Below are 21,718 nucleotides of genomic sequence, written 5' to 3' on the forward strand. Positions count from 1 at the left end.
TACATCCTCAATAGCACCAGCAGAAAAATTGTCAAACTTTAATTAATAAATTGTGGCTCCAAAAATTTTTACCTCTCCATCCTCAACACCAAGGACCAGCCTTCCTAAAAATTCTCCAGGCACCTCCTTGTTGGTCTGCTTAATCAATACAGTAATATGGTCACCTCTTCTTAATGTTCCGAACGGTTCATAGGTCTCATTTAAATTGGTGATAATCTTGTTGTTAGCCCATTGCTTTCCAAGCTCTACCTCATTGGCACCAAACAGCATTTGGGTAGAGAAATCTCTGGTAAAGCCACCATAATCTTTCATATTTGAGGCTCTTACGAGATTTTCCCAAAAAGGCTTGGCTATCGCGTATATCTCCTCGTCAGATTTTTTCAAAAGGTCCATAAAGAAGTTTGGAATTTGGTGTTACGAAGCCTTCTTCTTCTCTTTTTCGTCAACAATATGATAAACTGGTACTTTCTCCAGAGTAAATTTTCCTGTTTTAGGGTCTCTTCTAGAAACAGTTAAACAATGCCAATTTTCATCATCAAGTTTCATATGATCGCCTCTGTAATAATAACCAGGCCAACGAGTTTCTTCTCTAAATAATGTATGCTCTGTTACACATTGTGAGGTTAAAGCTCTGTGTTTGAGCTCCCAAGCTCTCATTAATTGATGATAGTCCTCAGCTCCCACGTTTTCCAAATCTTCTTGCAACCACTCTAGAAGTTCAAGGGCCCTCTTAAGCATATTGCCGTTCGTCATATAATTTGAGGTAATTCCCCCAACATACTCATCCATAATTTTTTGAAGTCTTTGTAATCCTTGTATTGGAGAAATGTAACTTGGTGAAACAGTTCCACCAGTGATCTCGTTTTGAGCAACTGTGTAAGTCTCTAAAGGTTTGTAAACTGCCTTTTTAAAATCCTCACATTGTTTATCAGTAACATTAATTCCTTCTGCTTTTTTATCCTCTATATATTTAACTGCTGCTTTTGCAGCTAATCGTCCTTCAGTAAAAGAGCCTGATGAAAATTTATGAGCACTACCACCTACTGTATCTCCAGCACCAAAAAGTCCATCGATTGTAAGCATTCTGTTATAACCCCAGAAATATTCTGGTGGAGATAGATCTTCTGGTCCACTTACCCAAGCTCCAGAGCATGTTGCGTGTGATCCCATAACATAAGGCTCAGAAGTTGTTAGTTCTGGATTTGTATATTTTGGATCAATATTTTGAGATGCCCAAACTACAGCTTGACCAACAGTCATCCCTAAAAAGTTTTCCCAACCTACAGTTTCTAAATGAGGATCTTGGAAAGCTTCTTTGGTAACCATGTGTATCGGTCCACCACCTGCAGCAACCTCTTGAATAAAGGCGTGGTTTCTCAAACAAGTAGGAGTTGGATGATGATCAATATAATCTCCAACTAATTCTTTAGTTTGCTCATACCATTTTTTCTCGTAATTTTCGCCATTAGCATTTTGTGTATATGTTTTTAAATGTAAAAAGTATGCACCAACTGGTCCATAACCATCTTTAAATCTGCACAATACAATTCTATTTTCCATTTGGGTCATCTTTGCACCTGCTGCAATAGGTAAAGCGTAAGCAGATCCATTACTCCATGGTGCATACCAAGTTCTTCCCATTCCTTCTCCAACAGCTCTTGGTTTAAAAATATGTGATGCTCCACCAGCTGAAACTATAACTGCTTTAGCTCTGAACACATGAAAATCACCTGTTCTCATATTGAAACCAACTGCGCCACCAATTCTATTTTCTTGAGACTCATCCATTAATAAATGAGTAATCATTATTCTGTTGTAAATTTTATCTGCAGATTTTTTTGCTGCTTCAGCAACAATTGGCTTATAACTTTCGCCATGAATCATTATTTGCCATTTACCTTCTCTTAGATATCTTCCAGTTTTTTCATTTTTCATCATAGGAAGACCCCACTCATCAAACATATGAACAGTTGAGTCTACATGACGAGCCATGTCATAACCCAAATCTTCTCTAACCATTCCCATTAAATCATTTCTGGCATACCTTACATGGTCTTCGGGTTGATTTTCATCCCATTGCATACCCATATAACAATTGATTGCATATAAACCTTGTGCAACAGCACCACTACGATCAATGTTTGCTTTTTCAACACAAACAATCTTTAAATCTCTTCCCCAATGCCTGGCCTCAAAAGTTGCTCCTGTGCCGGCCATTCCACCACCAACAACTAATACATCACACTCTTCATAATGTGTTTTGTGCTTAGCCATTAATAATAAACACCTTTTTTAAAAGACTCTTTTGGAACCGATGGTAATTCTTTATTGGTATTTAATCCTTCTGGCTCACTATATAATCTTTGTGAATTAATTTCTCCTTGATTAGGAGTATCACCTTCAGCAAGTTTAGGAATAAATTTTCCCCAAGGTTTTGTTGTTATAGGTGAAACGAAATTTTTCTCTGTTCCGTTTCTAAATTTAATTTTCCAAGAAATAGTTCCTTTTTCTTCTTCTCTTCTAACTCTAACGCTGTGACCCATCGGAGCAAAATCAGCATACCCTCTCACATCAATTGCATGATTAGGACATGCTTTAACACACGAATAACATTCCCAGCAAAAGTTTGGTTCAATATTTTTTGCTCTTCTTATATTTTCATCAATGTGCATGATGTCTGAAGGACATATATCTACGCAATGACCACAGCCATCGCATCTTGTCATGTATACAAAAGTTGACATAATTTTTATTATTCTCCTTTTTCTATTAACATATTAATAATGTTTTGGCTCTTCTCTTTTTATACCCAGGCCAAATTGTTCTGGGGCATCAGCTGGTGGGGGTAAATTATCCCTAGATCCGTCTGCCTCTGCTAAATTTTTCTGAATAGCTGCTCCAGGTTTATAAAACATGTGAGCAAATTTTGACCAATAAACACCACCAAATAAAACTAGATTAGATGCAACAAATAAAATTAAAAACAAATAAGACAAACCTATTTGTCCATTAAATTGAGTGAATGACCAAGCTAACCCAAAAGTTGAACACGCAAGTAAAGCTAAAACAAATAAATCAGCTTTAATAATTCTATACCAAGGATGGGCTTCTGCTGAAACATCAACTCTTAAAAAAAACCAAAACCAATATCCACCTAAACATGTTAATATTGCTCCTGCATGCCAAATCATTGACCAAGTTTGAGAACTTGGTTTATCAGCACCTGTGTAACAAAAAACTAAAATAGCTGAAGACACCCAAAATAAAATTGTGCCATACATTCCTAGAACATGGGCCAGCCTTCTTTTACCAAACCCTAATTCAGAAGTTGTGCCAATATCAACCACTGTTGTTTTAGCAATGACTGAAACTTTTTCTCCAACTCCTAATTTTTTTGTTGCTGAAAGCTTTGCTTTTTTCGCGTTGTTAAAAAAATAAGTCAAATTTTTGTGATGTATCATTTGAATAATAGTTCCTACTGCAATTAACAAAACCATAGCAATAATGAAAGATTGCATTGCAAAGGGTGATATAGTTTCTGATAAAATTGAAAATGGATTATTACTTAACATTTCCGCCTTTTGTTAAATTATGAATTAGTCTTAAGTTTTATATCTGGTTGAGCTTATAGTTCAACCTCAAACTGGGGTCAATTTGTCTTTTATAACAGGCTAATTATTTCTTTTATAATGTTGTTTGTTTGGAATGACTGATCGTACTCCACCCTGGGGATTAGCAACATCTCCTTCTCTTCGGGGAATCAGATGAAAATGACAATGAAAAATAGATTGACCAGATACAATTCCTATATTTGTGCCTAGATTAAATCCTTTAACTAACGGATCTTTATTAGTTATTTCTTTTTTAACAAATTTTATAAGATCATTACACGCAATCAATTCATCATTAGATAAGTCAAAATAATCTTTTATGTGTCTTTTAGGTATAATTAAACAATGATGTTCTGAAACTGGATAAGAGTCATAACTTGCATATGCTAAATCATTTTCATGAGCGCATCCACTTTTTTTAACATCACAAAATAAACAAGGATTGTTTGGATCTTTCATCTATTAAAATCTATAAGAATTACATTTATTTATAACTGCATCATATTTTTTTGATAGAAACTTAAATTGTTTTAAGTTTTTTCTTTTCCATTTAAGCTCATTTATAGTTTTAACTGAAGCAACGCCTTTCCCAGATCCTATCAATAATATTTCATCATAATTTTTTATCTCTTTAACTAAAATATCTTTCTTAAAAATCTTTCTTATTTTTGTTTTGAAAAATTTATAAGTATTTCCCTCATAATAATCCTTTTTGGGAGTAAAAAATTTTTGATCTTTAACAAATAATAAATTTGAGGTTCCAGTCTCTAGTAATTTCTTATTAGATACCAATGCAATATCTGATTGGGAGTTATCCATTTTAGATAGATAAGATAAGATCTTTTTATATTTTAGATTTTTAAACTCTGGTTTTTCTCTTTTTAATTTTACTAATCTCAAATTAAAATTTAATTTCGGTTTAACTCTTTTTCTTAAAGATATTGAAATAACTTTTTTATTTATAGCAATTCTCAATAGGTGATTATATTTCTTCTTTTTGGATAAATTTTTATTTATTATTTCTAAAATATCCGACTTTAATGATTTCTTTTTAATTTGATATTTTTTTAGTGATGAAATTAAGTTTTTTAAATGATTATCAAAAAATAAAATTTTTGCTGGTTTGCCAAAAATCCACATCGTTGTAAAAATTCCATGATCCCCCCAAAGATCTTGAAATTCAATCTGTTTTAAGTCTTTAAGCTGATAAGATTTTTTTAATAAGTAGGTTACCATTGATAGTTAAAAAAGATTCTGGGTGAAATTGAAATCCATAAATTTTTTCCTTTTGATTTTCAAATGCCATTGCAACTTTTGAATTTAAACATCTCATAGTTATCTCAAAATTATTAGATTTGAAAGGCTCTTTTAATTTTAAAGAATGATACCTGCCAACTGAAAACATTTTTCCTTTTTTGAATAAAGATGTATTAGTGATAACTTTTATATTTGATTGAAATCCATGATAAATTTTTTTTTGTTCGACAATTTTTGCGCCTTCACAAAATAGAATATGTTGAAAACCTAGACAAATACCTATGATTTTCTTTTTACCTTTATATTTTTTATAAATTTTTGAGGTGATTGGATAATTTTTTGGATTACCAGGTCCAGGTGAAAAAATTATTGTAGATGCGTGCTTAATTTTATTTTCGTTAATTTTATCATAGTTATCGCACTCAACTTTATCAAACAAAGCAAATTGATGAACTACATTATGAGTAAAGGAGTCGTTATGATCAATTACATAAATCATTTAAATAAATCTATTAATGCTTTAGCTTTAAGAAAATTTTCATTAAATTCATGGTTGGCATTACTATCGACGACAACACCTGAAGCAACTGAAATTTCAGATATATTTTTAAAATTTAAAATTGAACGTATAATTATGTTAAATCTCATATCACCATTAAATTTTATGTAGCCAAAACTACCTGTATAAATATTCCTGTTTTCTTTTTCCTGATTATTTAAAAGATTTAGTGTATTTATCTTTGGACACCCAATAACTGAACCACCAGGCATCATTGCTTTAATTATTTCAAAATTATTTATATTTTTTTTTAATTTACCCTTGATGAGGCTGACATAATGAAAAAGATCTTTATATTCTTCTACGATTTTTTGTTTAGACAATTTTACAGTGCCCACTTTACAAATTCTTGATAAATCATTTCTTTCCATATCAACAATCATATTGTGCTCTTTGGTTTCTTTTAAATTTTTTCTAAAATAATTTAATGCCTTCATTTTATTTAAACGCTTCGTTTTTTTTACAGTTCCAGCTATTGGTTTTGTAGATATATCACTCCCCTTTTTTGTAATTAAAGTTTCTGGGGAGCAGCTAATTATTGAAAAATTATGATCCTTAATCATAAAAGCCTCGGGAGCTAAGTTGGTATTAGATAATCTCGAAAAAAAATCTAAAGGATTAATCTTCGACTTTGTTTTATATTTAGTACAAATTTTAATTTGATATGTTTCACCACTTTTTATTTTTTTCTTAAATCTATTAAATATTTTTGTATAGTTCTTTCTATTAATATTTATTTTAAAATTACCTGATTTAAAATTTTCAAAATCATAATTCAACTTGTTACTTAGTTTAATCTTTTTTTCTGGTTTATAGAAAATACCTTTGGGAAAATTTAAATTCTTCTGTTTTGGGATTTTAACATCAATTAGATTATTCAATAACTCATATCCAAAGAAACCAATAAAAAGGTCAGTATCTTTTGATTTCTTTTTATTTTTTTTAGTTAAAAAACTTTTTATATTTTTATTATTTAAAATAATTTTTTTTGAAAAATTTGTATAAAGATTAAATCCTTTTTTAGATTTATAAATAATGTAGGGTTTTCCTGACTGATGTATCTCTGTTAATTGATTTAATCTGTTCAAATTATTCTGTTTTTAGTCTTAACACTGGTTCTTCTCTAATAGGTAGATGAATTATTGCTGCAAAAACTGATAATGCAATTGCTAAATACCACGCATAATCATATGACCCATATAGATCATAAAATAAACCCCCTAGATAAGCGCCAAAAAAAGATCCAACTTGGTGACTTAAAAAAACAATTCCATACAGAAGACCTAAATACTTTGTCCCAAACAGGTGAGCTACAATTCCGCTTGTTGCAGGCACTGTCGATAACCATAAAAAACCAAAACTTGCGCCAAATAAAAATGCATTAATATTACTTGCGGGCATAAATATAAAAAAAATTATAGAAACACCTCTTAAAAAGTAAATTGCACTAAGGATAATTTTCTTACTCATTTTTGCAGAGAGGTAGCCACTTAATAGTGAACCAAAAATATTAAATAAACCGATCAAAGATAAAATTGCTGCTGCAGTCCAATCCTCAAGACCTCTATCTATTACATATTTAGGTACATGTGTTCCAACCAAAGTTATATGAAAACCACATACAAAAAACCCTGATACAAGTAAAATATAACTTTTAGTTTTAAAAGCTTCTGAGAGAGCTTCCTTAAAAGATTGATCTGAAGTTTTTTCGACACTTTCCGTTTTAGATGGAGATCTAACAAAATATGCTACAACTAAACCAGATAACAAAAATAAGCAAAAAATAAATAATGTATAGTTCCAACCAAACTCTGTGAGAGAAAAATTAGTAAAAATTGGTGAAAGAAAGTAACCAAATGATCCAACAGCAGTAACAAAACTCATTGCAATCGTTCTCGTAGATAATGGAAAATGTTTACCCACAACTGACATAGGAATACTTATTGCTGTTCCACCAAGACCTATTCCGATTAATAAACCCATATGGATTTGAAAAAATATTCCAGTGTTTGGACCTGTGTATAAAAAATAAACGCCTAAAGTATAAAAAATAAATGCTCCGATTATAGCTATATGTCCTCCGTATTTATCTGCTATAGCTCCGAAGATAGGACCTGTTATACCCCACATCAACATCTGCATCCCGATTGCAAAACCAAATGCGGTGTTGCTTATCTTTAAACTCTCGTTGAAGTCCATAAAGAACAAACCAAATGTTTGTCTAACACCCAAAGAAATCAAAACAACAAAACACGCAGCAAATAAAGTTACTATCGCTGTTTTTGAACGAAAAAATTTTTCAGAACTCATCTTAAATGTCTTAAAGCTTGTTTGATATCAGCAATCAAATCATTAGGATCTTCAAGACCTATATGTAATCTTACTAAATGTTCATCTTTTGGTAAGTTCATATATTTTCTTTTACCAGTTTCTCTAAATTCTTGATGAAGCGCTAAACTCTCAAATCCACCCCAACTATAGCCATAGCCAAACAATTTCAGTGAATTTACAAACTTTCGAACAGAATTAATATTCTTAGCTTTTATCTTTAATCCCATTAAACCTGAAGCTCCAGAATAATATTTTTTCCACATTCTAAAATTTTGTGAATTTTTTTTGAAAGGATATAACAATTTAATTCTTTTATTTTTTGATAAAAATGCTGCAACTTTTTTAGCATTTTCTCTATGTCTGTCTAATCTCACGTCTAACGTTCTTAATCCCCTAGTTATTAAATAAGCATCATCAGGTCCTAATCTAAGACCTGTAATTTTTTCTGCTGCTTTAACTTTAGAAAATACTCTTTTATTCACTGCTAAACTTCCACCCATAACATCTGAATGCCCAGAATAATATTTAGTTGCAGAGACAATTGACATATCAAAACCAAGTTTAATCGGTTTTAAGTAATAAGGAGTACCCCACGTATTATCAATTGCAGTGTATAGCTTATGCTTTTTTGCAATCGAAATGATTTTGCCTAAGTCTTGAAAATCGAAAGTATTACTGCCTGGGTTTTCTACAAAAATCAATTTTGTTTTCTTAGTAATATTATTTTTTAATGTATTAAGATCATGCGGATTATAAAAAACTGTCTTTATATTAAAATCTTTTAAATAATCTTCAGTTAAAATTCGTGTAGGGCTATAAACTGGATCTGCAACTAACATTTCATCTCCAGGTCTTACAACACTAAATATTGCTAGAAAGACTGAGCCAAAACCTGTTGGTGTTGTAAAAACATGATAACTTTCTTCAAGTTTTGTTAAAATTTTTTGTAATATATAAGTTGTAGAGGTCCCTTGTCTGCCATAATCAAAATGACCACCTGTTGGATTTCGTAGAGCTTTTTTTTGAGTTTTTCTTATATGTTTCATGGACTTAAAAATAATTGTCGATGCTCTAACCACTGGTGGATTTACTGATTGGTTGTGAAAATCTTTTGCGGTATGTTTTAAAAATGTCTTAAAAGATTTACCCATAAAAAAATTGATATGATTAAAGGACAATGCTATATCCATATCAAAAATTCAATAAATTAATGAAAAGGATTTAATGAGTTACCCAAAGAAACATAGAGGCCGAAGAAAAATGGGGTCTAAAAAAAGAAGAGCTAGAAAAAAAAATAAGAAAAAATAGCTTATTCCTTTATCCAGCCACCGCCTAATACTTTATAACCTAGAGCATCCTTATTATAGAAAACACATGCCTGACCTGGTGATATTCCATCTTCAGGGTTTTTCAGATTAACATTTGCACCATTTTGATCACTTAGATTAACGTTTGCTTCAAGCAACTTACCAGTAGATCTTACTTTGACGAAAATATTGGATTTAAATTCTTGTTCATCTGCTAATAGATTAACATTTTTTAATAAAATATTTTTCTTTCCTAAATATTCTTTTGGTCCAACAATAATTTCATTTTTTTCAGAAATAATTTTTATAACGTATAAAGCTTCTTTGTCAGAAACTTTTATTCCTTTTCTTTGGCCAATAGTAAAATTTATAATTCCATCATGAACCCCAATGACATTACCTTTAAGATCTTTTATGTTTCCTTTTTTAAATGAGTCTGGTCTAAATTTTTGAATTACTGATGCATAATCTCCACCAGGTACAAAACATATATCCTGGCTGTCTGGTTTATCAGCAACATTAAGATCTAGTTTTTTAGCAATTTCACGTGTTTCATTTTTATGTAGATCTCCTAATGGAAATCTTAAATAATCGAGTTGTTCTCTAGTAGTATTGAAAAGAAAATAACTTTGATCTCTATTTTTATCAATAGCTCTGTACATATTTGTGTTATTATTTGAAGTAACACTTTTCACATAATGCCCAGTGATTAAAGCGTCAGCATTTAAATCTTTAGAAACCTCAAATAAATCTTTAAATTTAACTGTTTGATTACATTGCACACAGGGTATTGGAGTTTCTCCTTTTAAGTAGCTATCAACAAAATTATCTATAACTCCTTGCTTGAACTTATTTTGATAATATAAAATTTTATGTTCTATATCTAATTTTTGAGCAACTCTTTTTGCATCCATGATATCTTGACCAGAACAACATTGCTTTGACACCGCGACCTGCTTTGCATCGTCATAAAGTTTTAAAGTAATACCAATTACGTCATATCCTTCTTTTTTCATCATGCCTGCTACAGTTGATGAATCTACACCTCCAGACATTGCAACAACTACTTTTGTGTCTGATGGTTTCTTATTTAATCCTATTGAATTTAATTCTTTATTCATTTGATGGTATTTATACTTATTTCTAATATAAGTTAAATTAAATGATATTAGATTTTGAACCAGGAGACAAAGTTATCAATCCCTCTAATAAAAACTGGGGTATAGGTCAAGTTCAATCAATTATAAAAGAAAAAGTGACAGTTAATTTTGAAAATGTTGGAAAAAAAGTAATAAATACTAAAAATATAGAATTGATAAAGATTAATGAATAATTTGAATTTAAAAGAGATTGTCAAAAATTTGATTGATACATTTATTCACGCAGGAAAAATTTCTTTAGATTTAAGAAGACAAGGACTTATAAAAAAGATTAAAGCCGATAATACTCCTGTTAGTAATGGAGATTTAGAAGTTAATAAAATTGTTACCCAAAAAATTAAAGAATTAACGCCTGAACTTCCCATTATTTCAGAAGAAACATCTGATAACAAATCAATGAACAATCTTAAAAACTTTTGGCTAATTGACCCTATAGATGGCACCTACGACTACATAAATAATCTAGAAGAATTTACAATTAATGCTGGATTAATAATTAACAAAAATCCAGTTGCTGGATTAATTTATGCCCCTTCAAAAAAAAGAATGTTTTATTCCTATGGTCCAAATAATGCCTATGAGTTTACAAATGGTAAAACCAAGAATTTAAATTGTTCCGAAAATTTTGATAAAAATGACGTAAAATTTGTATCTTATTCAAACAATATTAAACCTGAAATAGAAAAATTACATAAAAAATTTAATGTAAAAAAATATGTAAGAATGAAAAGTTCTCTTAAATTTTGTGTCATTGCTGCTGGTGAATATGATGGATATGTGGCTGAGCCTAGAGCTTGTGAATGGGATATAGCAGCTGGTCATGCAATTTTACAACATGCTGGAGGAATTATTTCAGATTTTGAAGGCAAAGAGATTAAATATGGAAAGAAAAACTTTAAAAATCCAAGTTTAATCTTAAAAAATAAAAATATCTAATATGGATGAGCAATTAAGAATAATACTTATAATTATTGTATCGGTATCTATTTTTGGCCTATTGGTATTTGTATATGTAAAAAATTATATCAGAAATAAAATCAATCATTTAGTTGAAGAAGAAAAGAAAAAAAAATTAAAGTAGTTTTATTATTTTTAAATAATCATCTTTTTTTAATTCCATAACTTTTTTAGATGTCTCAAAATCGAAGCCATTTCTTGCCAATAAAGAAATATCCTTTTTATAAAAAAGTGGTCTATTATCATCAATCCTGGCTGGTCCAATTCTTTTCTTTTTACAAATTTTAATTGCTGAAAAAAAATCTTGATCTGAATTATTTTCATTAATTTTATTGACTGTATTTTTAATAAATTCATCATTAACACCTTTGCCAATTAAGTAATTTCTGATTTTATTAATCGAACTTCCTCTTCGGATCATACTCTTGGCTTTACTTTCAGAGTAAAATTTATCATTAATGAATTTATTTTTTTCTAAATCAGATAAAACAATATCAATTAAATTTGTCACATCCTGTTTTTTTACATTTGGAACAGATAACTTGAGATATTTTTTTAGTAAATATGTTCTTAATTGTTGTTTAGATGGGGCATATTTTTCAACATATGCTAAAGCAAAATTTCTCATTTCATCTACAGTCACCTGTAATGTTTTTCTCTTATTTCTTATAGGAATCATTGTAAGATCTAATATAATATAATTTAAAATGATCGAACAAATTTATGCCTACTTTACAATTGAAATTCTCTACTTCTGGGTGAATTTAGGAGTTTTGCCTTTTTGGTTAATATTAATATTTTTTCCCCAATCAAACTTTACAAAATATTTTGTCACTTCTATTTTTCCAATCACATTATTGGGAGGTGCTTACATATTTGTACTTTATAAAGCTTATTTAAGTGCGTATGATTTCGATAGTAATTTTGAGTTATATTTAAGTATTAGTAATTTATCAGGTTTGTTTTCAAGTAATATTTTTTTAATGTTATTTTGGATCCACTTTGTATCAATTAATTTATTCGTTGGTGGCTGGATTGTAAGAGACTCACAAAAGTTTTTTATTAATAAGGTTCTTGTTGGCATCCCATTAATAATCACTTATTTAATTGGTCCTTTAGGCATCTTTATTTATTGGCTCATTAGAATATTTTACGCAAAAAGTATTAACCTATATGAGTAAAATCATAGATTTTTACTTCGATTTTATTAGTCCATATTCTTACATCGCCTATAAAAAAATTAAATCAATGCAAAATAAAAACGGTATCGATTTTAATTATAAACCTATTTTGCTTGGTGGTTTACATAAATTAGGTAACATAACTGCTCCTGCTTTCAATGAACGTAAAATGAAAAATATGAAGAATGATTGCGAAATTATAGCTAACAAAAATAATATATCTTTTAAATGGAATGAAAAATTTCCAATTAATACCCTTTATTTAATGAGAGGATTTATTTCAATTGATGCAAATAAAAAAAATGAATACTTTGATATTTGTTTTGATGCCTATTGGAAAAATAATATAGATATATCAATCGAAGCTAACGTAAACGAAATTTTAGATAATTGTAAAATTGATAAAAAAAAATTTTTTGAAGATATTAGTAATCAAAAAGTAAAAGACGAATTAAAAAGTTTAACTGACAAAGCTTTTCAAAATGATGTGTTTGGTGCTCCAACTTTTATAGTTAACAATAAACTTTTTTGGGGACAAGATAGACTTGAATATGCTTTAGAAGAGTGTTTTTCTTAAACAATCTTAAATTTACTATTTTTAATAGCTTCAAACCCACCATCAATATGAGAAACTTTTTCAAATCCCATGTCTTTAAGAGTTTTTGCAGCCAATGCTGATCTCATACCACCAGCACAAAAAAGAACCATGTCTTTATTCATATCTAATTTACCGTCTTTAAAATATGGACTATCTGGATCTAACCAAAATTCCAACATGCCTCGCGGAATATGATTTGAATTTTCAACTCGCCCGTACCTTTCAAGTTCTCTGATATCCCTGATATCAATTAGATTGCATTTATCTTCATTCATCATTGATAATGCTTCGTCTGGTGAAATTGTTTTAATTTCGCTTAAAGCTTCTGTGACCAAGGTTTTTGACGATTTTATATTCATAAAACAAAATTTATTATATAGTTTTTTTTGAAATCACATAAATAAAAATGAATAAAATTTGTATCGTTTACACTCATCATAAATTAGGTGATTTAATCTGGCAATTACCCTACATAAAAGCTATCAGTCAACATCATTTAACAAATATAGATTTAATTGTCAGAGAAAAAACCCAAGCCCAAAATATACTTAAAGACCTTAAACATATAAATCAAATTTTTTACAATGATTTCAGGAAAGGTATATTTTATTGGATCGATGTTTTTAAACTAAAGAAAATATTTGATAGAGAAAAATATGACTATGTATATATTCTAGATAAAGTAAATAAACCTGCAATAGCTGCAAAATTATCAGGTATTCAAAATATAATTGCCCCAGGCATAAAAAATCAAAAAAAATGGATTACTTCTAAAAATTATCTTAATGAGAATGATTGGAATTTAAGTTATTCAGAGCAATCACAGAAATTTTTAAAGATAAATTCAATTAAGTTAAATGATAAATTTCCCTCTTTAGAGATTGATACTGAAAGATTAAAACATGGTAATGACGATCTTATAGTCAAAGGAAAAAAGATTGCATTTGGAGTTGATTCTTTTGAAGATTTCAAAATGTGGTTTGAGGAGGATTTTATTGAACTAGCAAGTTTGTTATACGACAAAGGATTATGTGATTATATTTATTTGATTTGTGGTCCAGGCAAATCCCATGTAGCTAAAAAAATTATAAATGACTCAAAAAAACAATATTTTATTGATTGTTCTAACAAAGATCTTCAAGGAGTAATTTTGGCAATTAAAAATTCTGATTTTTACATTGGAAATAATTCTGGCCCTTTAAACTTATCCGCAGCTCTAGGAATAAAAACCTTCGGTCTCATAGCTAATGATCCTGTCAGTGAACTTAAATATAGTAATATTAAACCGATTACCCCAGAAGGTTACGTTGATGATATTTGGATTAGAGACAGGATGGGTATGAAAAAACTTAAACCAAATTATGTTTTTAATCAAATTGAAAAAAATTTGTCATCATAGAGTTTTAATTCAATTCAAAATAAAACTAAAAAATAAAAAAGCCCCTTGAGGGAGGGGCTTTTTTTTCGTTTAACTAACTTTAAGAGAGAATTTTAGGGACCCTTCGATGAGTAATCGCGGAGATACACAGAGAGCGAAGAGTCCCTTATTGTTAACAATTAGTCACGTATTGCATATGCAATCACGCCAGTTTCAGTGACATCAGTACCTTTGGTTTCACCTTCTTTACTTAACCTTAGGCCAATTGTTGCTTTGATAGCGCTAAACACTATGTAAGCTACAATAAACACAAATATGTTTACTGATAACACACCTATTAACTGGGTACTAAAATTTGCACCAGAATTTGTAGCAGGTACAATTAACGTACCCCAAATTCCAGCAAATAAGTGAGCAGGAACAGCACCAACTACATCATCAATCTTTAGAGAGAATAGTAGTTTTGTACCATACACTACGATTAATCCACCTACAGCACCAATTAAAATTGCAGCAAATGGTGATGGTAATAATGGTTCTGCAGTTACAGCAACCAAACCACCGATACATCCATTTAACATTTGAACTACGTCAGTTTTACCAAAATGCAATCTTGTTATAACTGCTGCACCCATAACACCACCTGCACCAGCAAGGAATGTGTTCATAAATATTTTTGATACAGCGATTGCATCCGTAGCAGTTCCCATTGCTAATTGTGAACCACCATTAAATCCGAACCAACCTAGCCATAAAATAAATACTCCAATTGTTACTAATGGTATTGATGAAGCTGCAAACGGTTTGAGCGGCGCTGGAGCTCCAGATTTAGTAAATCTTCCTAATCTTGGACCAATTATCATTGCCCCAGCTAAAGCAGCTGCACCACCAGTTGAGTGTACTAAAGTTGAGCCAGCAAAATCAGAAAATCCTAACTCTGCTAACCAGCCTCCACCCCACTGCCAACCCATTACGATTGGGTAAATAATTCCTGATAGAATTGCAGCAAATGTAAAGAATGGCCATAATTTAATTCTTTCAGCCATTGTACCTGATACAATTGAAACAGTAGTTGCACAGAACACCATTTGGAAATACCAATCTGAACCATCGGAATAACCTGTATCTAGTTTACTGCCATCAGCCCATGGAATAAATTTTCCAATATATCCACCTGGACTGATACCATAGGCTAAATTATAACCTACAAGCCAGAACATTATACCTGCAATTGAGAATAACCCTATATTTTTTGCACAAATAACGGATACACTTTTTGATGTAACCATTCCAGACTCTAGCATAGCAAAACCACATGCCATGAACATTACTAGAAATCCACAAATCAAAAATAATAAGGTATTAAAAATAAAACCTACTTCAGCAGAAACTGTTGTATCTGCCATACCTGCACTACTCATGTTCAACAAAAAAATTAAACTAATAAGTGGCGCACTTATTTTTTTTATTAATTTAGTCATAAGACCTCCCTGTTATAGAGAGTGCTTGTATTTTAATAATTCCTAAAAACTAACGCTGATTATGAAAATTGGGTATGCAGATTTTGCATATAGAAACAGCCTTAACGCTTTTTAACGTTAAGGCTGTGAAATTAACTATTTATTGAATACTTCTTTTAAAGCTTTGGCAGGTAAGAATTTAACCTTTTGCGATGCAGCAATTTGAATTTGCTCACCAGTTCTGGGGTTTCTTCCAACTCTCGCTTTTCTCTTAGCCACTTTATATGTACCAAATCCTGCAATTTTGACTGAATCATCAGCTTTTAGTGCATCTAAAATAGTGTTGGTAATCGTGTCAAAAGTTCTCTCAGCATCAGCTTTACTTAGGTTTAAAGCGCCTGATAATTTGACAACTAATTGTTTTTTGTTCATTTTAGCTCCGGTTTTATTAGGTTATTTACTATCTTTATCAAAAGTATTGATAAATCAAGCCTTTTTTTAGTATCTAGCTCAAAGTTATACACAATATCTAGTGTAGTGAAAAAACCTCTATTTTAAAGGGTTATTTAAGGACTTTAAATTTATTAACTAAATAAGCCTAGATCTTTGAGATCATTAAATGTTGTAAATATCATCAAAGTTAAAAGCAAAAACATTCCGATTCGAAAAAAACCCTCTTGCGTTTTTTGTGATAAAGGACGTCCCAACACTTTTTCGAAAGCATAAAACATTAAATGACCTCCATCCAACATTGGTATCGGAAATAAATTAATTAATCCTAAGCTAATAGAAATATAAGCCATCATGCTAACAAATGCCAACAAACCAAACTCTGCTACCTGACCTGAAATTTTAGCAATTCTAATTGGTCCACCAAGTTGTGAAGTATCAGCTTTTCCAAAAATCATCGCACCGATATATTTAAGTGAGGATATGCTCACGAAATATACCTCATTTGCTGCGTGGTATATAGCTTGTGCGGGTCCTAATTTAACATGATTTATCTCGTTATTGTAAGCACTTAATTTAATTCCAACTATCCTTTTGTTAATCTTATTTCCAAGATTATCTTCGCTTAAAACCATTTTAGGTTTTACTTTTAATAACATTTCGTCATATGAACGTTTAACCTTAAAATCTATAAAATCATCTGTTGATAATGTTATAAATTTTGAAACATCCATAATACTTTTAACTTCATTTCCATCTATTTCTAAAATGATATCATTTTGTTTCAAACCGCCGATCATTGCAGGACTATCTTTTTGTACCTCATTAATCATTGCAGGAGTAAAATCTTTTCCTGCAAAAGTATAAATAGAAAAGAAAATTAATAATGCGAGTAAGAAGTTTGCTAGTGGTCCACCAAAAACAATTAAAGCTCTTTGATAAAGTGGTTTTAAAACGAATAATTTTTTCCTGTCTTCCTCGTTATATTTTTCTATTAATTTTTCTTGATCAGCTTGTGAAAAAACATTTCGATCTCCAAAGAATTTTACATATCCACCAAGAGGTATCCAGCAAATTTTCCATCTGGTTCCAGATCTATCATTCCAACCAAATATTTCCTTTCCAAATCCAATTGAAAAATCAGTTACTGCAACACCATATCTTTTTGCAAAATAATAATGGCCGTATTCATGGATGAATACCACAATCATGATAAGTATTAAAAATGGTAATATATAATCTATCATCTTAGATGGATTGTTTTTTAATTAGTTCTTTAATTTGATTTATCATTATATCTGGTGATTTCATTGTGGGATATATCTTTTTAGCTTTTTCATAACTCTTAATTGCCTTATTATAATTTTTTAATTTAATATTTACAAGACCTTGTCCAGCAAGAGCGCCGAAATGCCTATTTTCTAATTCTAAAACTTTATCAATATCTTTTTGCGACTTTTCAAAATTACCAGATAAATAGAATACAGTTGCACGTTTATTCCATGCCTCAGCCCATAATGGATCTAAATTTATTGCTTTAGAAAATATATCTATTGCTTGATTATATTTTGACTCATTTACTAAACTTGATCCTTTATTTAATAACATTGTCAAATTTTCATCATTTGGATGTGTGTTCCATATTTGCCAAATTTCTTGTTCAACTTTATATGCGGCTGAGTAATTTTGAGTTTTTAAATCATCAAACAATTGATTTAGTTTTTTTATTCTTTCATCTGCAATTGAATTATTTAAATTTGAAAATACAATTAAAAAAATGATAAAAATTTTTTTCATGAGAACTAAAAGTATAATAAAATCAATACTGCTAAGACAAATAATAAGGCTGCTGTTAAAATAACTAAATTAATTTTAACTTTAAATTTTTGGTAAATTTTCTCATTAATCTTTTCCCAAAAAAGAACAATTAAAAAGAATATGACTGCAGGAATTATAAATTTAAGCATATTTTTTAATTTTTATCACCTACATAAACCGAAACGCCTCTTAAATTTATGTCGACATCAAATTTTTTGTGTAAAGGAGGAAAAGCTCTTTGAGAACAATCTAATCTATCGCAGGTTCTACATGACACACCTATTGGAATTTCTGATGACTTTTCACTTAAATTAACATTTTCAGTATATACAAAATCTTTAGCATATTTAGCTTCACAACCTAACCCTATAGACAAAATACTTTTTGCTCTTCCAAATCTTCCAATCCCTTTTTCAACAGTTCGTGCAATACAAACATATTTTTCTCCGTTAGTCATTTTACTTACAGCGCTTTGAATAACTCCAGGTCTTGTAAATGCAGAATATACATTCCATCTTGGACACGCACCTCCATATCGTGGAATTTCAATTCCAGACAAAGAAAATCTTTTAGAAATATTTCCAGCCATATCAACCCTTAAAAAATGAAATGGAATTCCAGGTAGTTTTGGATCTTGCAAACAGGTTACTCTATGAGCTACTTGTTCAAAGGATGTTGCAAAAGTATTTTGTAATAATTCAAGATCGTATTTAAGTTTTTTACACTCTGAATGAAAAAGTTTGTAAGGCATTAATATTGCAGCGCCACAATAATTAAGCAAAGCAATTTTAGTTAATTTTTTAGACTCTTCTGATGGAAAAGTAAATTTAGTTAAATAATCCTCAATTTCTTTGATTGCTCCCTCTTGTGCAATTTGTGCAGCTGCATGAAGTTTTTTTGTTTCAAGAGAACTATAATCACTCAATAGAAGTTCTTTTTTATTTTTGTTATAAATTTTAGAAAAAGGTTTATTTTCCTCTGGAATAACATCTTTGACAATAATGTCATATTCAGATTTTAAATGATCACAAAGAGCAACATATCTTGTACGATTATTTTTTTGAACTTTTTCAAAAACTTTATTGGCAAAATCTTCTAATTTTGGAAAATAGTTTTTATTTTCTTGAAGAAAGTCAGAAATAACTTCACCTGGAAAAGAGTTCTTTCTATTATCAACAATTTTTCCAGAAATTTTTTCAATCTTATTTACTAATTCATGGTCTTTCTTTTTTAAAATATCTCCTAATCTTACAATTGCTTTTCCGATTTTTGGATTAGTTCCAACAAGATCTTTGACTTCTGGCCCCAAAATATCAAGATCCTCAAATAATTTATCATCTAAAATTTCTGATAATGTATTTTCTAAATTTACGTCATCTTTTGATGTTAATTGAGAAAGTTCGATATTTAACTTTTCGCAAATTTTTAAAAGTAGATCCCCATCAATTTTTCTTTTCCCTCCCTCGATTAAATTTAAATAACTAGGAGAAATATTTATTTCTTGGGCGAGTTTATTAGCTTGAAGACCAAGTTGACGTCTAAAAGCCTTGATTTTTGGTCCTATTTTTAAATCATTTTGACTCATATTTTCTATTTGTAAATTTTGTAAATTTATATTTACAATTATTTTCCTTAATTTACAAGCTTTTTATCCTTTTTTGTGGATTTTGTAAATTTTGTAAATTATAAGATTTACATGGCTGATAAACAAAAAAACACAGAAAATGAAGCTCAAATCATAAAAAATGAGGACCTTGCTAGACATAATAGCAGAGGTATTTACATGAGAGATGATCATTGTGATTGGGGTTCAAGTGGAATGAAAGATTTAGTTGAAACTCTTAACGACTCTAACTAAATCAAATTTTACTTTTCATTTTAATTTTAACTTCTGAGGTAACTACCAATTATGAGTGCAGAAAACATCTCATACGAACTAAAAAGATTTGCAGGAATTAAAAGAGATTATACCCCCGATGAAGTTGAAAGATTAAGAGGCTCAATAAAAATAGAATATTCCCTGTGCAAACAACAATCAGTTAAACTTTGGAAACTTCTTAATACAGAAAATTATATTAGTACTTTGGGATCTTTATCAGGAAATCAGGCAGTTCAACATGCTAAAGCTGGTCTAAAATCAATTTATCTAAGTGGTTGGCAAGTGGCTGCAGATGCTAATAGTGCTGGTGAAATGTACCCAGATCAATCTTTATATCCATATGATAGTGCTCCAAAACTTGTAGAATCAATGAATAATGCTTTGCTAAGAGCTGACCAAATTCAACATATGGAACTTAAAGATGGTGATATGAAAAAAGAGAAAAGAATTGATTATATGCTTCCAATAATTGCTGATGGTGAAGCAGGTTTTGGTGGTCCATTAAATGTTTTTGAACTTACAAAAAAATTTATTAAAGCTGGTGCAGCAGGTGTTCATTTTGAAGATCAATTAGCCAGTGAAAAAAAATGTGGTCATATGGGTGGAAAAGTGCTTGTACCAACTGGGACTATGATTAAAAATTTAAAGGCTGCAAGATTAGCAGCTGATATAGCTGATGTGCCATTAATAATTTTGGCTAGAACAGATGCAAATGCTGCAAAACTAATTACTAATGATTTTGATGAAAACGATAAACCTTTTTTAACTGGTGAAAGATCTCCAGAAGGATTTTATTATGTTAAATCAGGAATTGAACAAGCAATTTCTAGAGGATTAGCATACGCACCATATTCAGATTTAATTTGGTGTGAAACAGCTACACCAAATCTTGAGGAAGCTAAAAAATTTGCAGACGCAATTCATGAAAAATTTCCTGGAAAACTTTTAGCATACAATTGTTCTCCATCATTTAATTGGAAGAAGCATTTATCAGATGAGGAAATTGCTTCATTTCAAAAAGAAATAAGTAAAATGGGCTACAAATTTCAATTTATAACACTAGCTGGTTTTCATACACAAAATATTGCAATTTTTGAATTAGCAGAAAAATACAAAAAAGAAGGTATGGCTGCTTACTCTAAAATTCAAGAACAAGAATTTGCTCGTGAAAAAGATGGTTACACAAGCGTAAAACATCAAAGAGAAGTAGGTACATCTTATTTTGATGCTGTTTCTAATACAATAAGTAGTGGAAAGAGCTCAACTACAGCAATGGATGGCTCAACCGAGTCAGAACAATTCTAATAAAACAACTCCTCTTATATATTAGTCTATTAACTGGCCCAGAAATGGGTCAGTTAAATTTTCTGGAAATAAATCTAAATTTCCACTTTAGTAGCTTAAATAACTTTACTAAGAAAAAGTTGTCTTTAACCTCTTTTAAGTCTTCAAAAATATCGTTAATCTTCAAAGTACAAACACCTCTTATATCCATATAATTTTGATTTTTAAATTCACTAAATTTTTCATAATAGTTATTAGTCATATGCTCTATAAAACAATTTGGGTCAGGTTGATTATCAATTTCAGGAAGTAAAGTTGCTTTAAAATAGTTCATGTTAAAAGAATGAAAACCAATCGATGATCTTTCGGTAATACCATAATTATGTCTAAAATTATGAGCTCTCTTTTTAAAAGACCACCACTTTGATCTTAAAAATTTGTGAAATTGATCTTTATTATATATCCAAAAACAACAATAATTTTCTAAA

At 30.0% G+C, this 21,718-nt stretch carries 27 protein-coding genes; 7 read left to right on the top strand and 20 right to left on the bottom strand.

Features of this window, described 5'->3' with window-relative positions; translation table 11 throughout:
- Positions 1-42 precede the first annotated feature (42 nt).
- From ACTT83_RS04995 to mnmA, 11 genes are all read right to left on the bottom strand, one after another.
- Positions 43-393: a hypothetical protein gene (locus ACTT83_RS04995; RefSeq protein ID WP_440919014.1), complete on the bottom strand. Its 351-nt coding sequence runs from the start codon at positions 391-393 to the stop codon at positions 43-45.
- A 21-nt stretch (positions 394-414) separates the two neighbouring features.
- On the bottom strand, positions 415-2,274 hold the full coding sequence (gene aprA, locus ACTT83_RS05000) for an adenylyl-sulfate reductase subunit alpha (RefSeq protein WP_440919015.1): 1,860 nt from the start codon (positions 2,272-2,274) through the stop codon (positions 415-417).
- The gene (gene aprB, locus ACTT83_RS05005) at positions 2,274-2,744 is read right to left on the bottom strand and encodes an adenylyl-sulfate reductase subunit beta (protein ID WP_075522233.1); all 471 of its coding nucleotides are present in this window, start codon (positions 2,742-2,744) and stop codon (positions 2,274-2,276) included. Before aprB ends, aprA begins: the two co-directional genes overlap by 1 nt.
- 33 nt (positions 2,745-2,777) lie before the next feature.
- Positions 2,778-3,572 (bottom strand): adenylyl-sulfate reductase, encoded by a 795-nt coding sequence (locus ACTT83_RS05010; protein ID WP_440919016.1) that lies wholly within the window; start codon positions 3,570-3,572, stop codon positions 2,778-2,780.
- Positions 3,573-3,671: 99 nt separating this feature from the next.
- Positions 3,672-4,070, bottom strand: coding sequence for an HIT family protein (locus ACTT83_RS05015; RefSeq protein WP_440919017.1), 399 nt, complete (start codon positions 4,068-4,070; stop codon positions 3,672-3,674).
- 3 nt (positions 4,071-4,073) lie between these two features.
- Complete coding sequence (locus ACTT83_RS05020) at positions 4,074-4,847, bottom strand: aminotransferase class IV (RefSeq protein ID WP_440919018.1); 774 nt, start codon at positions 4,845-4,847, stop codon at positions 4,074-4,076.
- A complete protein-coding gene (locus tag ACTT83_RS05025; RefSeq protein WP_440919019.1) occupies positions 4,810-5,367 on the bottom strand; it encodes an aminodeoxychorismate/anthranilate synthase component II in 558 nt (185 codons plus the stop codon). Before ACTT83_RS05025 ends, ACTT83_RS05020 begins: the two co-directional genes overlap by 38 nt.
- Positions 5,364-6,515, bottom strand: coding sequence for a chorismate-binding protein (locus tag ACTT83_RS05030; RefSeq protein WP_440919020.1), 1,152 nt, complete (start codon positions 6,513-6,515; stop codon positions 5,364-5,366). The genes ACTT83_RS05025 and ACTT83_RS05030 overlap by 4 nt, the downstream gene beginning before the upstream one ends.
- Before the next feature lies 1 nt (position 6,516).
- Complete coding sequence (locus tag ACTT83_RS05035) at positions 6,517-7,737, bottom strand: MFS transporter (protein WP_440919021.1); 1,221 nt, start codon at positions 7,735-7,737, stop codon at positions 6,517-6,519.
- Positions 7,734-8,948 carry a trans-sulfuration enzyme family protein gene (locus tag ACTT83_RS05040; RefSeq protein WP_440919022.1) on the bottom strand — a complete coding sequence of 405 codons (1,215 nt, stop codon included), beginning with the start codon at positions 8,946-8,948 and terminating at the stop codon, positions 7,734-7,736. The genes ACTT83_RS05035 and ACTT83_RS05040 overlap by 4 nt, the downstream gene beginning before the upstream one ends.
- Positions 8,949-9,067: 119 nt before the next feature.
- On the bottom strand, positions 9,068-10,186 hold the full coding sequence (gene mnmA, locus ACTT83_RS05045) for a tRNA 2-thiouridine(34) synthase MnmA (protein ID WP_440919023.1): 1,119 nt from the start codon (positions 10,184-10,186) through the stop codon (positions 9,068-9,070).
- Between the two features lie 41 nt (positions 10,187-10,227).
- Here mnmA and ACTT83_RS05050 point away from each other — a divergent pair, with 41 nt between their 5' ends.
- Both ACTT83_RS05050 and ACTT83_RS05055 read left to right on the top strand, forming a co-directional pair.
- Positions 10,228-10,398 carry a DUF3553 domain-containing protein gene (locus tag ACTT83_RS05050; RefSeq protein ID WP_440917852.1) on the top strand — a complete coding sequence of 57 codons (171 nt, stop codon included), beginning with the start codon at positions 10,228-10,230 and terminating at the stop codon, positions 10,396-10,398.
- On the top strand, positions 10,391-11,161 hold the full coding sequence (locus ACTT83_RS05055) for a 3'(2'),5'-bisphosphate nucleotidase CysQ family protein (RefSeq protein WP_440919024.1): 771 nt from the start codon (positions 10,391-10,393) through the stop codon (positions 11,159-11,161). Before ACTT83_RS05050 ends, ACTT83_RS05055 begins: the two co-directional genes overlap by 8 nt.
- 136 nt (positions 11,162-11,297) lie before the next feature.
- Here ACTT83_RS05055 and ACTT83_RS05060 read toward each other — a convergent pair whose 3' ends face one another.
- Entirely contained in the window at positions 11,298-11,861 is a 564-nt protein-coding gene (locus ACTT83_RS05060) for a regulatory protein RecX (protein ID WP_440919025.1), read from the bottom strand.
- Positions 11,862-11,889: 28 nt separating this feature from the next.
- Between ACTT83_RS05060 and ACTT83_RS05065 the strand changes: the two genes are divergently transcribed.
- Together ACTT83_RS05065 and ACTT83_RS05070 are read left to right on the top strand one after the other, a co-directional pair.
- Positions 11,890-12,363 (top strand): ABA4-like family protein, encoded by a 474-nt coding sequence (locus ACTT83_RS05065; RefSeq protein ID WP_440919026.1) that lies wholly within the window; start codon positions 11,890-11,892, stop codon positions 12,361-12,363.
- Positions 12,356-12,940, top strand: coding sequence for a 2-hydroxychromene-2-carboxylate isomerase (locus tag ACTT83_RS05070; RefSeq protein WP_440919027.1), 585 nt, complete (start codon positions 12,356-12,358; stop codon positions 12,938-12,940). Before ACTT83_RS05065 ends, ACTT83_RS05070 begins: the two co-directional genes overlap by 8 nt.
- Here ACTT83_RS05070 and ACTT83_RS05075 read toward each other — a convergent pair.
- Positions 12,937-13,320 (bottom strand): rhodanese-like domain-containing protein, encoded by a 384-nt coding sequence (locus ACTT83_RS05075; RefSeq protein WP_440919028.1) that lies wholly within the window; start codon positions 13,318-13,320, stop codon positions 12,937-12,939. The two genes, ACTT83_RS05070 and ACTT83_RS05075, sit on opposite strands and share 4 nt — an antisense overlap.
- Before the next feature lie 47 nt (positions 13,321-13,367).
- Here ACTT83_RS05075 and ACTT83_RS05080 point away from each other — a divergent pair, with 47 nt between their 5' ends.
- Positions 13,368-14,360 (top strand): glycosyltransferase family 9 protein, encoded by a 993-nt coding sequence (locus tag ACTT83_RS05080; protein WP_440919029.1) that lies wholly within the window; start codon positions 13,368-13,370, stop codon positions 14,358-14,360.
- A gap of 158 nt (positions 14,361-14,518) precedes the next feature.
- On the opposite strand, the gene ACTT83_RS05085 is transcribed toward ACTT83_RS05080, so the two are convergent.
- The 6 genes from ACTT83_RS05085 to ACTT83_RS05110 all read right to left on the bottom strand — a co-directional run bounded on the left by ACTT83_RS05085 (position 14,519) and on the right by ACTT83_RS05110 (position 19,652).
- The gene (locus tag ACTT83_RS05085; RefSeq protein WP_440919030.1) at positions 14,519-15,820 is read right to left on the bottom strand and encodes an ammonium transporter; all 1,302 of its coding nucleotides are present in this window, start codon (positions 15,818-15,820) and stop codon (positions 14,519-14,521) included.
- Between the two features lie 135 nt (positions 15,821-15,955).
- Entirely contained in the window at positions 15,956-16,231 is a 276-nt protein-coding gene (locus ACTT83_RS05090; protein ID WP_075519434.1) for an HU family DNA-binding protein, read from the bottom strand.
- Between the two features lie 152 nt (positions 16,232-16,383).
- On the bottom strand, positions 16,384-17,496 hold the full coding sequence (gene rseP, locus ACTT83_RS05095; RefSeq protein ID WP_440919031.1) for an RIP metalloprotease RseP: 1,113 nt from the start codon (positions 17,494-17,496) through the stop codon (positions 16,384-16,386).
- Between the two features lies 1 nt (position 17,497).
- Positions 17,498-18,046, bottom strand: coding sequence for a tetratricopeptide repeat protein (locus ACTT83_RS05100; protein ID WP_440919032.1), 549 nt, complete (start codon positions 18,044-18,046; stop codon positions 17,498-17,500).
- Between the two features lie 5 nt (positions 18,047-18,051).
- Complete coding sequence (locus tag ACTT83_RS05105) at positions 18,052-18,216, bottom strand: hypothetical protein (RefSeq protein WP_440917842.1); 165 nt, start codon at positions 18,214-18,216, stop codon at positions 18,052-18,054.
- Between the two features lie 5 nt (positions 18,217-18,221).
- Entirely contained in the window at positions 18,222-19,652 is a 1,431-nt protein-coding gene (locus ACTT83_RS05110; RefSeq protein WP_440917841.1) for a helix-turn-helix domain-containing protein, read from the bottom strand.
- A gap of 111 nt (positions 19,653-19,763) precedes the next feature.
- Between ACTT83_RS05110 and ACTT83_RS05115 the strand changes: the two genes are divergently transcribed.
- Positions 19,764-19,925, top strand: coding sequence for a hypothetical protein (locus ACTT83_RS05115; protein ID WP_440916566.1), 162 nt, complete (start codon positions 19,764-19,766; stop codon positions 19,923-19,925).
- A 51-nt stretch (positions 19,926-19,976) separates the two neighbouring features.
- Positions 19,977-21,251 (top strand): isocitrate lyase, encoded by a 1,275-nt coding sequence (aceA, locus tag ACTT83_RS05120; protein WP_440919033.1) that lies wholly within the window; start codon positions 19,977-19,979, stop codon positions 21,249-21,251.
- A gap of 49 nt (positions 21,252-21,300) precedes the next feature.
- Here the strand turns inward: aceA and ACTT83_RS05125 are convergent.
- On the bottom strand, positions 21,301-21,718 hold a 418-nt coding region (locus ACTT83_RS05125; RefSeq protein WP_440919034.1), incomplete at its 5' end, for a hypothetical protein.

This window comes from Candidatus Pelagibacter sp. (assembly GCF_052049775.1).
Lineage (GTDB): Bacteria > Pseudomonadota > Alphaproteobacteria > Pelagibacterales > Pelagibacteraceae > Pelagibacter.

Bases quoted from the DNA above. Each gene is read 5' to 3' on its own strand.
- ACTT83_RS04995 (WP_440919014.1), bottom strand. From the start codon at position 393: ATGGACCTTTTGAAAAAATCTGACGAGGAGATATACGCGATAGCCAAG.
- aprA (WP_440919015.1), bottom strand. From the start codon at position 2,274: ATGGCTAAGCACAAAACACATTATGAAGAGTGTGATGTATTAGTTGTT.
- aprB (WP_075522233.1), bottom strand. From the start codon at position 2,744: ATGTCAACTTTTGTATACATGACAAGATGCGATGGCTGTGGTCATTGC.
- ACTT83_RS05010 (WP_440919016.1), bottom strand. From the start codon at position 3,572: ATGTTAAGTAATAATCCATTTTCAATTTTATCAGAAACTATATCACCC.
- ACTT83_RS05015 (WP_440919017.1), bottom strand. From the start codon at position 4,070: ATGAAAGATCCAAACAATCCTTGTTTATTTTGTGATGTTAAAAAAAGT.
- ACTT83_RS05020 (WP_440919018.1), bottom strand. From the start codon at position 4,847: ATGGTAACCTACTTATTAAAAAAATCTTATCAGCTTAAAGACTTAAAA.
- ACTT83_RS05025 (WP_440919019.1), bottom strand. From the start codon at position 5,367: ATGATTTATGTAATTGATCATAACGACTCCTTTACTCATAATGTAGTT.
- ACTT83_RS05035 (WP_440919021.1), bottom strand. From the start codon at position 7,737: ATGAGTTCTGAAAAATTTTTTCGTTCAAAAACAGCGATAGTAACTTTA.
- ACTT83_RS05040 (WP_440919022.1), bottom strand. From the start codon at position 8,948: ATGGATATAGCATTGTCCTTTAATCATATCAATTTTTTTATGGGTAAA.
- mnmA (WP_440919023.1), bottom strand. From the start codon at position 10,186: ATGAATAAAGAATTAAATTCAATAGGATTAAATAAGAAACCATCAGAC.
- ACTT83_RS05050 (WP_440917852.1), top strand. From the start codon at position 10,228: ATGATATTAGATTTTGAACCAGGAGACAAAGTTATCAATCCCTCTAAT.
- ACTT83_RS05055 (WP_440919024.1), top strand. From the start codon at position 10,391: ATGAATAATTTGAATTTAAAAGAGATTGTCAAAAATTTGATTGATACA.
- ACTT83_RS05060 (WP_440919025.1), bottom strand. From the start codon at position 11,861: ATGATTCCTATAAGAAATAAGAGAAAAACATTACAGGTGACTGTAGAT.
- ACTT83_RS05065 (WP_440919026.1), top strand. From the start codon at position 11,890: ATGATCGAACAAATTTATGCCTACTTTACAATTGAAATTCTCTACTTC.
- ACTT83_RS05070 (WP_440919027.1), top strand. From the start codon at position 12,356: ATGAGTAAAATCATAGATTTTTACTTCGATTTTATTAGTCCATATTCT.
- ACTT83_RS05075 (WP_440919028.1), bottom strand. From the start codon at position 13,320: ATGAATATAAAATCGTCAAAAACCTTGGTCACAGAAGCTTTAAGCGAA.
- ACTT83_RS05080 (WP_440919029.1), top strand. From the start codon at position 13,368: ATGAATAAAATTTGTATCGTTTACACTCATCATAAATTAGGTGATTTA.
- ACTT83_RS05085 (WP_440919030.1), bottom strand. From the start codon at position 15,820: ATGACTAAATTAATAAAAAAAATAAGTGCGCCACTTATTAGTTTAATT.
- ACTT83_RS05090 (WP_075519434.1), bottom strand. From the start codon at position 16,231: ATGAACAAAAAACAATTAGTTGTCAAATTATCAGGCGCTTTAAACCTA.
- rseP (WP_440919031.1), bottom strand. From the start codon at position 17,496: ATGATAGATTATATATTACCATTTTTAATACTTATCATGATTGTGGTA.
- ACTT83_RS05100 (WP_440919032.1), bottom strand. From the start codon at position 18,046: ATGAAAAAAATTTTTATCATTTTTTTAATTGTATTTTCAAATTTAAAT.
- ACTT83_RS05105 (WP_440917842.1), bottom strand. From the start codon at position 18,216: ATGCTTAAATTTATAATTCCTGCAGTCATATTCTTTTTAATTGTTCTT.
- ACTT83_RS05110 (WP_440917841.1), bottom strand. From the start codon at position 19,652: ATGAGTCAAAATGATTTAAAAATAGGACCAAAAATCAAGGCTTTTAGA.
- ACTT83_RS05115 (WP_440916566.1), top strand. From the start codon at position 19,764: ATGGCTGATAAACAAAAAAACACAGAAAATGAAGCTCAAATCATAAAA.
- aceA (WP_440919033.1), top strand. From the start codon at position 19,977: ATGAGTGCAGAAAACATCTCATACGAACTAAAAAGATTTGCAGGAATT.